Here is a 14539-nt window from a genome sequence, read left to right on the forward strand (position 1 = left end):
AATTGATGAGGTAATCTCAGAAGTTTGTTTTATTTCATGAGATTGCCACACAGTCTACGGCTGTTCGCAATGACGATTTTGGAGTTATGCAATAAGGCTAATACCCTATGGGAATGATATAGCAAAAATATTCTTCGTAGACAATGATAGTATCATATGATACTATCATATAATGAATAGTACACCGTCTTTTCAAATAACTAATAAAATCTTGGAGTTATCACAAGATATTTCTTATGAGCTTGGTATTTTAGCCAGTAGCAAGCTTTACTCTCAACCTATAAAACTTAGAAAAAATAATCAAATTAAAACCATCCATTCTTCTTTAGCAATTGAAGGAAATAGTTTAAGCGTAGAGCAGATAACCGATATAATAAATGGCAAGCGTATACTTGCACCTGAAAAAGATATTGTAGAAGTAAAAAATGCTATAAAACTATACAATAATCTGACTATATTTAATCCCTTCAAAATTGAATCATTATTAAAAGCACATGAGATATTAATGCAAGGATTAGTAGAAGATAACGGAAAGTGGCGTAAAGGTAATGCCGCTATATTTAAAGGTACAGAGATTATACATTTTGCCCCTACGGCAAGCCGTGTATCTTTATTAATGCAGGATTTATTTAAGTTTATAGCACAAGATAAGCAAATTTCTGGAATAGTTAAAGCTTGTATATTTCATTATGAGTTTGAATTTATCCATCCTTTTTCAGACGGTAACGGACGAATCGGTAGATTATGGCAACAATTATTACTAATGCAAGCTAATAAAATTTTTGAGTATATTTCCATTGAAAGTTTGATAAGGAATAATCAAAGTGAATATTATGGTGTTTTAAGTAAGTGTGATAAGCTTGGTGAATCGACCTTATTTATCGAGTTTATGCTTGATAAAATAGTTGCAGCATTAAGATTATATAGTAATAATATTACATATGAGGCAAATACGCCTTTATCTAGAATGGAATTTGCTAAGGTTAATTTAATAGATCAATGGTTTTCTAGAAAAGATTATATTACTGTACATAAAAATATTTCTACGGCAACGGCTAGTAGAGATTTGTTATATGGTTTAGAGCGTAAACTTTTAATAAGTAAAGGGGATAAGAATCAAACTTATTATAAGTTTGTGTAGTTTTTAATGTCATTCCTGCTTTCGTGTATGAGTGTTAGCTTAAGAGAAGAAAAAACCTCTGATGCCATTCCCGCGAAAGCGGAATCCAGTACTTTAAAGCTTTTTAAAAGCTCGATTTATCTTGCTTTACCCCTAGATTTCTGCTTCCGCAGGAATAACATCATATCACTGATTTAAAAAGAGATTAACATGAAAAATTTTATAAAATATTTGTTTTTTACCGGTCTATATATAGTGGTGATGATAATAGTTACTTATATGGTTTTGGCTCAAACTATCCCTAATGATGGGCAGTGTCATATGATGGATAGACCGCTTGTTATTCATTACATCTTAGCAGCAATTATTACCGCTTTACCGACACTAATTTTAATATATAGTAAAAAGAAAAAGTAAATATATGATCGGTAAATTAAGCGGTCAAGTTGATTCCCAAGGGGATGATTACGTTATAATCGAGGTAAACGGGGTAGGGTACTTAGTCTATGTTTCAGGTAAAACTTTGGGTAAACTTGCTGAAGGGGAGTTTTATAAACTATTTATCGAAACCCATGTTAGAGAAGAACATATTCATCTTTACGGTTTTTTGACTCTAGAAGAGAAGAATTTTTTTAATTTGCTACAATCAGTAAACGGTATAGGTACAAGAATGGCTTTATCTATCTTATCAAGCCTTACGCCTTCGGATATTCAAATTGCTGTAAATAATGAAGATAAAAATATATTTAAAGTAATATCCGGAGTAGGGGCTAAACTTGCTGAACGTATAGTGCTAGAGCTGAAAGGTAAAGTAGCAAAAATATCAAGCGGTTCAGCTATTATTAAAGAGAGCTTAAATATTAAGAATATCACACCCGTTGCAAGTAATGAAGTAATAAAAGCTCTAGTAAATCTAGGATTTTCTAGATTTGAAGCTCAAAACGCTGTTCAAGGCATCATTACCCAAAATCCTGAAATCTCTATTGATGAATTAATCAAAACAGCCCTGAAAAATCGATATTCTAATTTTTAGTTGATAAATTAGCAGTTATTTTATATTAATTTTAATTACTAAAATTAATAGATAAAATATATGTCCAAGTTAATAGAATATTTAGGGAAAATATAGGCTGAAGAAATATTAAAAGAGCTAGAGAAAGACCCTGCTACTTTAAGTATTACCGAAGTGAATTTTGTACCACAATCAGCGAGCGGTATTTGTAGCTGCTGGATACTCTAAAATTTCTGCAGATGCTTTAAATGGGTTATTTAATGCTTGATAAGGAGACGCTACTATAAAGTACTTAAGCACTGATAGTTTTTCGTGGAGTTTAAAATCAATAAAGTTATTTGCTGAATTTTTTAAAGATTCGCTATGCCGAATTACCGACATTAGTTTTATAAATGCTTTGAATAATGTTAATAAGATAGATGTTCTTTTAGATACCTTAAGAGTAAACGGAACTATAGAAAATATTAAACTAGCTCATAATTATTTAAGAGATAAGGGATTAGATAGATTATAATTTTATTAAATTTCTTAAAGAATCTAATATTGAAGCTCTTGATATTTCTCATCAAATCCTATAACACAAGAAAATTTAATAAAATTACTCGAAGATATAAACGAAACAAAAATAAGCGATTTAGATATAAGTGGGATATTTTTTGATAATAATAATGTTCCTGTCTGATCCTCATTTGTTAAAAATACTAAACTTGCCGGATTGAATTTTTTATTAAGTACAGAAGTAAGCGAGGAATCAAAGCAAGCCTTATCAGATGCTATAAAAGAGAATAAAAGCTTAATTGGATGTAATATTTTAGGTTATAAGATAGGAATGAAATCTCAAGATAGACAAGCATTGGACGCACAAATTACAGAAATAACTGATGAAAATAACCTTACTCTAAAAGATGTAGCAGAAGTTTTGAAAAATTATTATGAAAATCCTAATATAATATTATCAAATGAGGTATTTGGTCATTATTTCAAGTTATATAAAGGATTAAATAAAAATTACCTTAAAGAAGAATTATAAAACTTAGGCGTCACTGATACAGAAAAATTTTTTGAAACCGTAGATAAACTTAGAGAAGGGGTAACTAGTTTCTGTGAAGAGGGCTAATTAAAAGTCTAAAATAATTTATAGCATAAAACTATTTTTTAGCTATTATTAGTTATTATATTCGATTTAAAATAATGACTAATATATTATCACCTGCAAAAAGTGAAAATGATCAAGAATTGCCGATAAGGCCGTCATATTTGCAAGAATTTGTTGGTCAACAGCAGATTAAAGAAAATCTTTCGGTATTTATTAAGGCTGCAAAATCTCGAAATGAGCATCTTGATCATACTTTATTTTACGGTCCGCCCGGGCTTGGTAAAACTACGCTTGCTAAAATTATCTCTAACGAAATCGGCGGTAATTTTAAATCCACCTCCGGTCCTGCTATACTTAAGGTAGCTGATCTTGCTGCTATTCTTACCAATCTTGAAAAGAACGATGTATTATTTATTGATGAAATCCACCGCTTAAATACTGCGGTTGAAGAGGTTTTATATCCTGCTATGGAAGATTTTGAGCTTGATATAATTATCGGTGAAGGATCTGCCGCAAGGTCAGTGAAAATAACCTTGCCGAAATTTACCTTAATCGGTGCTACCACACGCCTCGGGCTGCTTAGTAATCCTTTGCGTGATAGGTTCGGTATTCCTATGCGGCTAAATTTTTATAATACTGAGGAATTGAAGAAAGTTCTAAATAGAGCAAGTAAACTACTTGATATTGATTTGACCGATTCGGGTTCTGAAGAAATAGCTAAAAGAAGTAGAGGAACGCCAAGAATTGCATTAAGATTGCTTCGTCGTATAAGAGATTTTGCAGCAGTTGACAGTAAATCAAGAGTAGATAAGGAAATCTCTGATTTTGGGTTAAATCGTTTGGAAGTTGATCGCATAGGACTTGATAGCAATGATTATCGTTATCTAAAATTCATAGCGGATAATTATAATGGCGGTCCTGTCGGAATTGAAACGATTGCAGCTGCCTTGTCTGAACAACGTGACGCACTTGAAGAAACCATAGAGCCTTATCTTATACAGATAGGTTTACTACAAAGAACTCCTAGAGGTAGGGTAATCACGATTGCCGCTTTTGAGCATTTGAAAATGCCTGTACCGAATCAATCACATCATCAATTTAATATTTTTAACGAGAATGAATAACAATAATTTAAATGATAACTACACAGCCGCAGATGTTATAAAAAGGCTGATAAAAGATCATGTTAAACCTTACGCAAATAAAATATATTTTTCGATATTTTGTATGGTTGTTGCAGCACTTTGTACGGCAGTGATCGTACATGCAGCTAGACCTATTATTGATAAGGTTTTTTTAACGCATGATAAGAAAATGCTTATAATAATGCCTATAGTGCTTACTGTAACTTTTGTTATAAAAGGAATTTCAGAGTATTATCAGAATTATCTAATAAAATTTGTTGGGCAGAGGGTACTAAACGATTTACAGATAAAAATGTATGAGCATTTGTTATTTGCCGATATTTCTTTTATTCAAAACCAATCTTCAGGACGTTTAATATCTCGTTTTACTAATGATATTTCTTTGATGCGTGGAGCTGTTTCTAACTTACTTGTCGGATGTGCTAAACATTTCCTAACTGTAGTATGTTTAATAGCAACAATGTTTCATTTAGAACCGCTATTATCTTGCGTAGTTTTTCTTGTTTTCCCTGTAGCTGTTTATCCGGTGCAAAGGATGGGTAGAAAGATAAGAAGAATATTTGCACAGTCACAAGAAGAGTTTGGGCATTATACCTCTCGGCTTGATGAAACATTTCAGTCAATTCAGATTATTAAATCTTTTGTAGGCGAAAAAATAGAAAGTAATAGAGCATCGTTGATTATTAATAATATTTTAGAGTTCTACAAAAAAACATCTAAGCTAGATGCAATGGTTTCACCGATTATGGAGGGTTTAAGCGGTTTTGCAGTTGGAGGGATGGTATGGTATGGAGGTAATCTAGTCCTGGAGGGAAAAAGTACGCCAGGGGCTCTTTTTGCTTTTTTGGCTTCTTTTGCAGCGGCTTATAGACCGTTTAAAAGTTTGGTATCGTTAAATATTAATTTGCAAGAAGGAATAGCAGCAGCTAAGAGGGTATTTAGTATTTTGGATACCAAGCCTCTTATTAAAGATCATGAAGATGCTAAAGACGTAGATTTATATAATCCACAAATTACTTTTGAAAAACTAGCTTTAAGGTTTGAGAGTAAAATAGCTATAAAATATATAGATTTAAGGCTAGAGCCTCATAAAATTATTGCGTTTGTCGGGCGTTCAGGTAGTGCTAAGACTTCGCTTAGTAATTTATTAGTGCGTTTTTATGATCCAAATGAAGGAAGAATTTTAATTAATAATCATGATATTAAAGATATTAAGCTTATTTCACTTAGAGGTCAGATTTCCTTAGTTACTCAAGATACTTATTTATTTGATACAAGTGTTGCAGAAAATATAGCATACGGTCAGGAAAACGCTACAAGAGAAGAAATAATTAGAGCAGCAAAATATGCCGATGCTCATGAGTTTATTATGCATCTGCCGAACGGTTACGACACGCAGATAGGGGGGCAGGGGACAACTCTTTCAGGTGGTCAGCGTCAGCGTTTATCTATTGCTAGAGCTTTCTTAAAAGATGCCCCTATTTTAATTTGGGATGAAGCAACAAGCAGCTTAGACCAAGCTTCCGAACAGAAAATTCTAGAATCGTTAAAGAAATTACGTCAAGGAAAAACCACTTTAATTATTACGCATCGTTTAAGCAGTATTACCGATCTTGATAATATTATCGTTATGAAAAACGGTGAGATTTGTGAACAAGGAACTCATACACAATTGCTTAAGAATAAAGATGAATATTATAGGTTGTATACTAAGGAGTTAAGAGAAAATGGTTGATTTATAAAGTAAATAGCTTATATTGCTTAATTTTATTAATTATTATTGCAACACTAATATTTTCGTCATTACGAGGAAATTATGTAAGTAATTGACGAAGCAATCTCAGGATGCTTGACAAGATTGTCACGTCGGGGCTATACTATGCCCCTCCTCACAATGACGATTTAATGAAATATCACAATGCGCATTACCAAGATTTTTAAAGACTATCGATTATTTGAAATATTTATTTTAGGAATAGTTAGTGGTATGCCGCTGGTTATAATTTTTTCTACTCTTGCGGTATGGTTAAAAGAATCCGGTATAGATATCGCCGTTATTACTACTTTTGCAGTTGCAAGGTTATCATATTCGTTAAAAGTATTTTGGTCGCCTCTAGTCGACAATTTTAAAATACCTTTTTTAAGTAGGTGGGGACATCGCAAAAGCTGGCTTATATTATGTAGCTCTTTAATGGCTTTAGTACTAATTGCTATGAGCAAGGAAAATCCTGAAGTTTCTTTAACTTCTTTCTATTTTTTGACTATATTATTAGGCTTTTTATCTAGCACGTTTGATATTGCCGTTGATGCGTTGCGTATAGATAAGTTTGATCAAGAAACACAAAGCATAGCTAGTGCAACCGCCGTATTCGGTTATCGAATCGGTATGCTTATTACAGGGGCAGGTGCTTTGTACCTTGCAGAAATAACTGGAAATAATTGGCCACTAACTTTCTGTGTTATAGGTATAATATTTATCGTCGCAACGATATTTATAATAACCGTAAACGAAAAAGAATTAGTAAGAGAAAAAATTAATATTATTTCTATTACTTCATGGATTTCTACAGTAATTAATCCTTTCAAGGATTTTTTCAAAAGAGAATTTGCTGCAACTATTTTACTTGCGGTAATATTTTTTAAATTAGGCGATGCTATGCTTGGAGCAATTGCCTCACCTTTTTATATAGAGCTTGGTTATACAAAAGGCGAAATAGCAATAATAGCTAAACTTTATGGATTGATTGCAACCTTAGTCGGTGGTTTTGTCGGTGGTATTGTAATGTATAGGGTGGGGAATTTTAAAGGTTTGATTATTACCGGTATTGCCCAAAGCTTAACGCATTTTGCATTTATTTGGCTTAATCATCAGCCTCCTTCTTTTGAAGCTTTATTAATTGCTATTACTATAGAGAATTTTGCTGCCGCTATGGGTGCTACTGCTTTAGTCGGATATATAGGTAATTTATGTAATAAAAAATATTCCGCAACACAATATGCTTTACTTAGTAGTGCTAGTAGTTTATGTAACAATACTGTCACTATTTATGCTGGAAAACTCGTAAATATGATGGGCTGGGACGGTTTTTTCCTCTTTACTATAATTTTAGCCTTGCCTGCTTTGTTTATATTAATGTATCTTAATAAAAAGGTTAATGTGTAGTAAGTATTATTTTCATCGTCATTGCGAGCGACCGTAGAAAGCGTGACAATCTAGGAAAATAATAAAAAAAATGCTATGCATTTTTTACTGGATTGCTTCGTCAAAATGTTCAATTTTTCCTTGCAATGACGAAAAATCACACTTGATTTAATTTGAATAATATTTTATTTATTTAAAATGTTTAGGAAATTTTTATTACCTTATATTTTTGTTGTAACATTTTTCTTTACGCCTATAAGCGAAGCAAAAAAAAACGTAAAAAATACCCCTAAACCTCCTGTTCAAACTAGTTTAGTCATTGATGCAAAAAGCGGTAAAGTGTTGCAGGCCCATAATTCACAAATTCGGATTTACCCTGCTTCTTTAACTAAGCTAATGACTCTATACTTAATGTTTGAAGCAATTGAAGCCGGTAAGTTACCTTTAGATAAAAAATTACTTGTATCAGCAAAAGCTTCAAAAATGCCGCCTTGTAAGCTGGGTTTAAAAGCAGGGGAAACTATAACCGTTCGAGAGGCAATTAATGGATTAATTATAAAATCTGCTAATGATGCTGCTGTAACAGTTGCTGAGGGCATGAAAGGTTCAGAGAAAGCTTTTGCTCATTTAATGAATGTTAAAGCTAAACAGCTCGGTATGAGGAATACCTATTTTAAAAATGCTTCAGGTTGGCATGACCCATTGCAGCAAACTACCGCAAGAGATATGGCTAAACTTGCTATGGCTTTGAAGAGAGATTATCCTAAATTTTATCCGTTATTTGCTAAAACCAGCTTTGTATTTCGTGGAAACGTAGTAAACGGACATAATAGGGTTACTAAAAATTATCAAGGTGCAGAAGGGATGAAAACAGGTTTTCATACACCGGCAGGTTATAATTTAGTAACTACTGCTTCTAGGAACGGTAAATCATTGATTGCCGTTGTTACAGGTAGTAAAAGTGCTGCATCTCGTGATCAAAAGATGATGGGGCTACTAGATCAGTATTTTAATATTAAGCCTATAGTTCCTAAACCTTCAATCAAGCTTGCCTCTAATAATAAATCTACTACAAAAGCTAAATCAAAAATAATAAAGAAAAAGAATATACGTAGTTGATATGTATCGTCATTGCGAGACCACAAAGTGGTTGTGGCAATCTCATGAGGTAATACAAAAACTCTTGAGATTGCTTCGTCGAAACTTAAGTTGCTCCTCGCAATGATGTTAAAAATTGAGCCATGCAACAACGCCTACGACTACTGACGATTTAATATTTACACATCTTTTAAGGATTTACTGCCAATTTATACTTTAAATTTACAAGTTTTATATGACAATTAACGCTACATTTATTGTTTTTTGTAACTTTAGTAGATGAAGATTTTTTAGAGTTTTTAGCTAAAGTTTTACTTTGTGGTTTTTTTAGGTTAATATTTTTTAGAAATTTCTCAGTTTCATTAGGTAAATATTCTATTTTTACTTTAGTTATACCTTGATTTTTAAATGCTAAAATTTCAGCCGCTTTTTGAGAAACATCTATTATACGATTTTTCTTAAAAGGACCTCTATCATTAACCATTAAAATTACTGCTTTATTATTGGCTTTGTTGGTAACTTTAACTAAGCAAGGGAGCGGAAGAGTTTTATGTGCAGCAGTTAATAAATTTCTATTAAATCTATCGCCGTTAGCTGTTTTTTTACCATGAAAACCGTCTTTACATCCACCGTACCATGAGGCATAACCTGTTTCGGTAAAAGATTTAGGGTTGTGAGGTTTGTAAGTCTTTCCTTTTATTTTATAATTTTTACCGACTTTATAATGTCCTTTATAAGTTAGATTATGAGGATCATCTTTTGATAATTCTTTGTAAGAATATTTGTGGGAATAAGGTAATCTTTTTGAGGTATTACAACCGCTTAGACCAAAACAAAAAATTAACAAAAGTAATAAACCCTGTGCATAACTTGCTCCTAAAGATAATTTCTTTGATACTTCAAGATTTGGTACGTCAAATTTTGGGATTTGCCTGTGTTCACGTATTTTTATACGCTGTGCAGGCTCACCACTTATTTGATTTTCAACTTTTGAAATATCTGCGGTATACGTCAATTCGGTACTCGCATCCTCACGTACTAAAGTGTACGCTGCGGTGCTACGTGCCGTGTTTCCTTCAATTTTCTTTTTATTAGCTTCGTTCTGCAAGAGGTCTAATTTGAATTTATGATTCTTCACTATTATCATGATTTGTATTAAAGTTATTCATTATTTTAGCGTAACACACAACTTTTTCAACACCTTTTATTTTTGATGCAATAGAAGCAAGCTTTTCTAGCTCTTCTTCTGATCTTGCAACTCCAAATAAATAAACAATATTATCTATAGTTAGAATAGTATAATTAGCAAATTTAATGTCTTTTTTGACTAAATTTTTAGCTTTAATTTGCGTGGTTATCATACTATCTTTAGTATATTGGGCTAAGTCAAAATGATTACTGTTTTTATTTACTTTCAACTCATTAATAACTTCTTTTACACTTTTTTGATTCCAAGCAATTTCTACGGCTTTTAACGCATCAGATTCTTTTTGAATATTTCCTGTTAATAATACTCTTCCTTGTGATACTTCAACCTTTATTTTAGCACCTAAATCTCTAAAATTATTTTTTACTAAATCAGCTTTAATGCTGGCAGAAATCCTTGCATCATTTAATGTTTCAGACATTGGTTGATCTTTTGAAGCAACAATGCCGGTAGTGGTTGCTGCGGTAAAAATAGCAGGTAAACAAGCAGATAGACTAAAAGAAAGAGCTATAAAAATTAGAACTCGTAATATCATAACAATAGTACCCTACGATTTTTAAAAAGCCACCGGTATTATCTCGGTGAAAGCAGGGATCCAGTGCTTTTCTGTGTCATCCCACGACTTGATCGTGGGATCCAGCTTAAAATACTAATAATATTAGTATTTTAAATTGTTTGTATGGATTCCGTGGTCAAGCCACGGGGTGGGTGACACAGTGGATTTTACCGATCCATGCAACAAAGCCTACACGGTAATGACATAAAGTAAAAATAGTAAGGTATTATATATCATATCTTACTATCCGGTAATTTATTCTTTAATAAAAGAGGTAATTGCAGTAAAATAAATATAAAAGTAATAGGTATTACACCGAATACTTTGAATTTGACCCATGTTTCATCTGAGCAATTACGCCAAACTACTTCATTAACTACAGCCATAAAAAAGAAAAAAGCCGCTGTTCTATAGCTTAAGGTTATCCAACTTTCTTCTTTAAGACGTACTATACTCTCTAAAGCATATTTGATAAAAGGATTTTTTCTTATACCGCTCATGAGAAATATTATTCCAAAAATAACATATAATATAGTAGGTTTGATTTTTATATACATTGAATCGCCGCTAATTAAAGTAATGCTTCCCGAAACTAATAAAACAGTCGTAGAAATAATAGAAAGCTTGGATACTTTCTTATCTATAACATAACAAAGGGTAATACAAATAACAGAGGTAATAAGCATATAAAGAGTAGCGTGTTGTATACCGCCTCCATAAAAAAAGCCTGTAAAAAATGCTATTACCGGACCAATTTCTGATAAAAGTTTTAACATATTTAATTTAATTGTTCTCTTTAATAAAATTAATTTGATTCGTTTTTTTGTACTGATATTAAGTTATTTTTGGAATATCTTAATTTTATTTGTATGACAATATTTATCAGTAATATAGTAGTAAAATAAGCCAGTACTTGTAGTCCGTTAGGCCTTGCAATATAACCGGTAACAATATGTAAGATTTTACCTATCATACTTCTATCTGCTACTAACCATGAACTATCCCAAAGTTGATCGGATAAAAACATAACTAGACCGGAAGAGGTTAAAATACCTGCAGCACTGGCTGCAAATCCGCCTGCTATCAGCATTAATAATATGGTAGAGATTTTAAAAATATATTTTTGATTAGCAATCTTAATGAAACCGAAATATATTACTACACCAAGTAAGAAGCCACTTGTAGCACCTATTATCACTCCTTGCAAGTAAATACTGCTTGGTATTGTTTCAACTGAAGATATGCTATATACTAAAATAATAATTTCTGCACCTTCTCGTAAGATAGTAGTGGCAACTAAAAAAAACAACATGAAATAACTGGCATTACCTTCATGAATTTTTACTGATAAGTCGTTTATATGTTGCTTTACTTTTATACCGTAACCTTGCATCCATATTATTGTCCAGCTAATCAGAATGGTTATTAGTATCATAATGCCGGAATCGAATAACTCGTCGCCTATTCCGCCAAAAGATAAAGATAATTTACGTGTAAAAAATGCAAAAATTGAAGCAAATACTACTCCAAGCATTACTCCAGCAATAATATAAAGACGTGATTTTTCTATTTGTTTTGTTACGACGAGTATTACACCAAGTAATAAGGATATTTCTAAACATTCACGAAACACTACTAAAGCAATTTTAAACATATTTTTTATCTAATCATTAACAATTATAAAACCCTGAGCCGTATCTTGATGAAAATCTCCAAAAAATTCATATTTTCCGGGCTTGAGAGGTGCAAGTATAATATGTATTGACTCATTTGGCATAACTATTTTTTCACGATGTAAATCATGACTTTCAAATTCTTCTACCGTATCATCTTCATTATGAACAATTAACCTTATCTTAGTTGATTTTGGTACTTCAACTATATTCGGAACAAATTTATGATCTTGTATAGCTATCTTTACTTCTAATATATTATCGTTTGTTTTATTATCGGAACTCTTACTTGTAGAGATATAAATAATTACTGCTAAAAATATTAAACCTACTAATATAATAATATTGTTGTTTTTTTTAATAATGTCCATACTATAATTAAAGTTTACAAGTAAGATGCTTATATACTCGTTTAATTTGAGTTTTAAATTTTTAATAATTACAAAATTTATCCTGCAATTTTTATTAATGCTATAAGATATACAATTATTATCATTATGACAAGGATAGATAATAAAATATAATTTTTTTGTCTTTGAATTTTATTTTGTTTCATATTTATTTAATTTTGTTTAAAGTCTCCTAGTTCAAGCAAAAGATATTCATTTATCGGTAACGATGCATGAGAAATAATTTTATTTATGTTAGAACCTAAAGTTTTAAATGTTTTGCCTTTAGCAATAACACTGCGTGTTCCAACCGTTACTTTACCTTGTAAGGCGTAAGAAAAAATTAAAGGATATGTAATATCGCCAATTTTCATATCTATTTGTTGTCCTTTTGCTTTTGAATCATATAGTATTTTACCGTTTGATAAGCGAGTAATTTTAGCATTAAAGCTTACTTTTTCACCACATAATAAAGGAACACGATAAGCTATCTCATCGTCATAAATTTTAACTTCATTACTTTTAACAAAATTTTGCGGTAATATGGATTTTAAAATTACATTAACTTTATAATTATACGCATCATCGAAGATAATATTATTACTATTATTAACGGCATATTTTGCCGGAATAATAGCTTCTCGTGCTTCTCCTACCATCATACCGATTATTACATTATCTAAGCCAAGCATTACAGGAGCAGAGCCTAAAGTAAAAGTCTTAGTATCTTCAGATATTAAAGTATTGTTCATATCTGATATTTGATAAAATACGGTAACTACATGTCCGCAAGAAGCAGGACCGATATTACCGCTACCGAGCGTATGAATTTTGAACAGTGTTTTTACTAAATCCTTACGTACTTCAATAGTGTAATCATTAGGATTGATAGGTCCATTTAACGGTTGTAAAATATTTTCAAAAAATGCTTTCCCTTCTTCAGTTTTAAGAGCATTTATTACTATTTTTGAAACCGTACGTTCAAATAAGTTACCGTTTAATGAAATAGGTGGTTCATTATTTATACTAGTTTGGTTTTCATTGGTAGATGAATTATTTGAAGCCGTTTGCTCTACAGTTGTAGGATTATTGTTGTCAGGAGATATTTTTAACTTTACTATATTGTAAAGTATTAGAATTACAATTATTAAAGATAAAAATTTTTGCATATATATAATATTTTAGTATAACAAAGTGTACTATAACAGTCAATTACTTAATAATCAAATGAGAATAAAAATAATTTGATTAATAAAAATAATTGATTTAAATTTAGATGTAGAATTTTATAAATATAGTGGTGAAAAGTGAAAAAATTTATATTTTGTTTTTTATGTTTATGGACATTAAACATATTTGCTGCTTCTAAAACTTACCCTAATAAGCTTAATCGTTGTAAAATTACTAGAAATATATTTAATGATTATGAACCAAAAGTTTTTGAGACTACTAATAATTTATTACGTAAAACAGGAAGATTATCAAAATTTTACGGAGAAAGGATATTAATTAAAGGAAAAGTATTAGATCAAAATTGCGTGCCGGTTGCGGATGCTAAAGTTTATTTATGGCAAGCAGGAAGCGGAGATAAATATCCTTACGAACCTTTAAAAACTAGAGTTGATAAAAGAAGATTTACAAGTAAAAGCGATTCAAGTTTTACCGGTTCCGGTATTGCTACTACTAATAATAAAGGAGAATATTACTTTATTAGCATGTTGCCTTATAAATCTTCTCGTTATTTGAGAAGTGCAAATATAAGAATAGAGCATCCTAGTCTTACTACTCTCGAAACACGCTTAGACTTATCTGATCAAAATATGTGTGATAATGAATGCGGTGAAGTAAATCCGATATTGATCGAACCGCAAGAAAATATGCCGTCTTATTGTTTTGACTTAGTTTTGCAAGGTACGACGCTTAAGAGGTATTGATACAGTACGTCATTGCGAGGAACATGACGAAGTAATTTGACGAAGCAATCTCAGGATATTTGATGAGATTGCCACGCAGTCTACGACTGCTCGCAATGATGTTTTGCCTTGTTCTGTGGTGCTTCTAAAGGCTTTTTTATACCACAACTACATAATGTAAGTGCTAA

At 31.5% G+C, this 14539-nt stretch carries 14 protein-coding genes and 2 pseudogenes; 10 read left to right on the forward strand and 6 right to left on the reverse strand.

The genetic code is table 11. The features are described 5' to 3' along the window. Positions 1–172 precede the first annotated feature (172 nt). The 9 genes and pseudogenes from ACPKKV_RS04130 to ACPKKV_RS04170 all read left to right on the forward strand — a co-directional run. Positions 173–1141 (forward strand): Fic family protein, encoded by a 969-nt coding sequence (locus ACPKKV_RS04130; RefSeq protein ID WP_392506364.1) that lies wholly within the window; start codon positions 173–175, stop codon positions 1139–1141. A 189-nt stretch (positions 1142–1330) separates the two neighbouring features. After that, positions 1331–1537 carry a Holliday junction ATP-dependent DNA helicase RuvA gene (locus tag ACPKKV_RS04135; protein WP_392506366.1) on the forward strand — a complete coding sequence of 69 codons (207 nt, stop codon included), beginning with the start codon at positions 1331–1333 and terminating at the stop codon, positions 1535–1537. A gap of 4 nt (positions 1538–1541) precedes the next feature. Continuing rightward, positions 1542–2153 (forward strand): Holliday junction branch migration protein RuvA, encoded by a 612-nt coding sequence (gene ruvA, locus ACPKKV_RS04140; protein WP_392506367.1) that lies wholly within the window; start codon positions 1542–1544, stop codon positions 2151–2153. Between the two features lie 808 nt (positions 2154–2961). After that, positions 2962–3249: pseudogene (locus ACPKKV_RS04145) on the forward strand (hypothetical protein). A gap of 74 nt (positions 3250–3323) precedes the next feature. Beyond that, positions 3324–4352 carry a Holliday junction branch migration DNA helicase RuvB gene (gene ruvB / locus ACPKKV_RS04150; RefSeq protein WP_392506368.1) on the forward strand — a complete coding sequence of 343 codons (1029 nt, stop codon included), beginning with the start codon at positions 3324–3326 and terminating at the stop codon, positions 4350–4352. Then, on the forward strand, positions 4345–6108 hold the full coding sequence (locus ACPKKV_RS04155) for an ABC transporter ATP-binding protein (RefSeq protein ID WP_392506369.1): 1764 nt from the start codon (positions 4345–4347) through the stop codon (positions 6106–6108). The genes ruvB and ACPKKV_RS04155 overlap by 8 nt, the downstream gene beginning before the upstream one ends. 183 nt (positions 6109–6291) lie before the next feature. Beyond that, a complete protein-coding gene (locus ACPKKV_RS04160) occupies positions 6292–7536 on the forward strand; it encodes an AmpG family muropeptide MFS transporter (RefSeq protein WP_392506371.1) in 1245 nt (414 codons plus the stop codon). 177 nt (positions 7537–7713) lie between these two features. Then, positions 7714–8634: a D-alanyl-D-alanine carboxypeptidase family protein gene (locus ACPKKV_RS04165; RefSeq protein ID WP_392506372.1), complete on the forward strand. Its 921-nt coding sequence runs from the start codon at positions 7714–7716 to the stop codon at positions 8632–8634. A 7-nt stretch (positions 8635–8641) separates the two neighbouring features. Further along, positions 8642–8741 (forward strand): annotated as a pseudogene (locus tag ACPKKV_RS04170) (lytic transglycosylase domain-containing protein); the annotation flags it as partial. Positions 8742–8803: 62 nt separating this feature from the next. Here ACPKKV_RS04170 and ACPKKV_RS04175 read toward each other — a convergent pair. The 6 genes from ACPKKV_RS04175 to ACPKKV_RS04200 form a co-directional block, all read right to left on the reverse strand. Next, the gene (locus ACPKKV_RS04175; protein WP_392506373.1) at positions 8804–9760 is read right to left on the reverse strand and encodes a septal ring lytic transglycosylase RlpA family protein; all 957 of its coding nucleotides are present in this window, start codon (positions 9758–9760) and stop codon (positions 8804–8806) included. After that, the gene (locus ACPKKV_RS04180; protein WP_392506375.1) at positions 9738–10355 is read right to left on the reverse strand and encodes a BON domain-containing protein; all 618 of its coding nucleotides are present in this window, start codon (positions 10353–10355) and stop codon (positions 9738–9740) included. The genes ACPKKV_RS04175 and ACPKKV_RS04180 overlap by 23 nt, the downstream gene beginning before the upstream one ends. Before the next feature lie 254 nt (positions 10356–10609). Beyond that, a complete protein-coding gene (locus ACPKKV_RS04185) occupies positions 10610–11152 on the reverse strand; it encodes a septation protein A (protein ID WP_392506376.1) in 543 nt (180 codons plus the stop codon). Positions 11153–11181: 29 nt separating this feature from the next. Beyond that, positions 11182–12030, reverse strand: coding sequence for an FTR1 family protein (locus ACPKKV_RS04190; RefSeq protein WP_392506377.1), 849 nt, complete (start codon positions 12028–12030; stop codon positions 11182–11184). A gap of 9 nt (positions 12031–12039) precedes the next feature. Then, positions 12040–12420: a cupredoxin domain-containing protein gene (locus ACPKKV_RS04195; protein WP_392506378.1), complete on the reverse strand. Its 381-nt coding sequence runs from the start codon at positions 12418–12420 to the stop codon at positions 12040–12042. A gap of 191 nt (positions 12421–12611) precedes the next feature. Then, on the reverse strand, positions 12612–13607 hold the full coding sequence (locus tag ACPKKV_RS04200; protein WP_392506379.1) for an FKBP-type peptidyl-prolyl cis-trans isomerase: 996 nt from the start codon (positions 13605–13607) through the stop codon (positions 12612–12614). Positions 13608–13745: 138 nt separating this feature from the next. On the opposite strand from ACPKKV_RS04200, the gene ACPKKV_RS04205 reads away from it, so the two are divergent. After that, positions 13746–14372, forward strand: coding sequence for a dioxygenase family protein (locus ACPKKV_RS04205; RefSeq protein ID WP_392506380.1), 627 nt, complete (start codon positions 13746–13748; stop codon positions 14370–14372). The last annotated feature ends 167 nt before the right edge of the window (positions 14373–14539 follow it).

Origin of the sequence: Rickettsia finnyi, assembly GCF_049668125.1 — a bacterium.
Classification (GTDB): domain Bacteria; phylum Pseudomonadota; class Alphaproteobacteria; order Rickettsiales; family Rickettsiaceae; genus Rickettsia; species Rickettsia kotlanii.

Bases quoted from the DNA above. Each gene is read 5' to 3' on its own strand.
- ACPKKV_RS04195 (WP_392506378.1), bottom strand. From the start codon at position 12,420: ATGGACATTATTAAAAAAAACAACAATATTATTATATTAGTAGGTTTA.
- ACPKKV_RS04135 (WP_392506366.1), top strand. From the start codon at position 1,331: ATGAAAAATTTTATAAAATATTTGTTTTTTACCGGTCTATATATAGTG.
- ACPKKV_RS04190 (WP_392506377.1), bottom strand. From the start codon at position 12,030: ATGTTTAAAATTGCTTTAGTAGTGTTTCGTGAATGTTTAGAAATATCC.
- ACPKKV_RS04165 (WP_392506372.1), top strand. From the start codon at position 7,714: ATGTTTAGGAAATTTTTATTACCTTATATTTTTGTTGTAACATTTTTC.
- ACPKKV_RS04175 (WP_392506373.1), bottom strand. From the start codon at position 9,760: ATGATAATAGTGAAGAATCATAAATTCAAATTAGACCTCTTGCAGAAC.
- ruvB (WP_392506368.1), top strand. From the start codon at position 3,324: ATGACTAATATATTATCACCTGCAAAAAGTGAAAATGATCAAGAATTG.
- ACPKKV_RS04155 (WP_392506369.1), top strand. From the start codon at position 4,345: ATGAATAACAATAATTTAAATGATAACTACACAGCCGCAGATGTTATA.
- ACPKKV_RS04180 (WP_392506375.1), bottom strand. From the start codon at position 10,355: ATGATATTACGAGTTCTAATTTTTATAGCTCTTTCTTTTAGTCTATCT.
- ruvA (WP_392506367.1), top strand. From the start codon at position 1,542: ATGATCGGTAAATTAAGCGGTCAAGTTGATTCCCAAGGGGATGATTAC.
- ACPKKV_RS04200 (WP_392506379.1), bottom strand. From the start codon at position 13,607: ATGCAAAAATTTTTATCTTTAATAATTGTAATTCTAATACTTTACAAT.
- ACPKKV_RS04130 (WP_392506364.1), top strand. From the start codon at position 173: ATGAATAGTACACCGTCTTTTCAAATAACTAATAAAATCTTGGAGTTA.
- ACPKKV_RS04185 (WP_392506376.1), bottom strand. From the start codon at position 11,152: ATGTTAAAACTTTTATCAGAAATTGGTCCGGTAATAGCATTTTTTACA.
- ACPKKV_RS04160 (WP_392506371.1), top strand. From the start codon at position 6,292: ATGCGCATTACCAAGATTTTTAAAGACTATCGATTATTTGAAATATTT.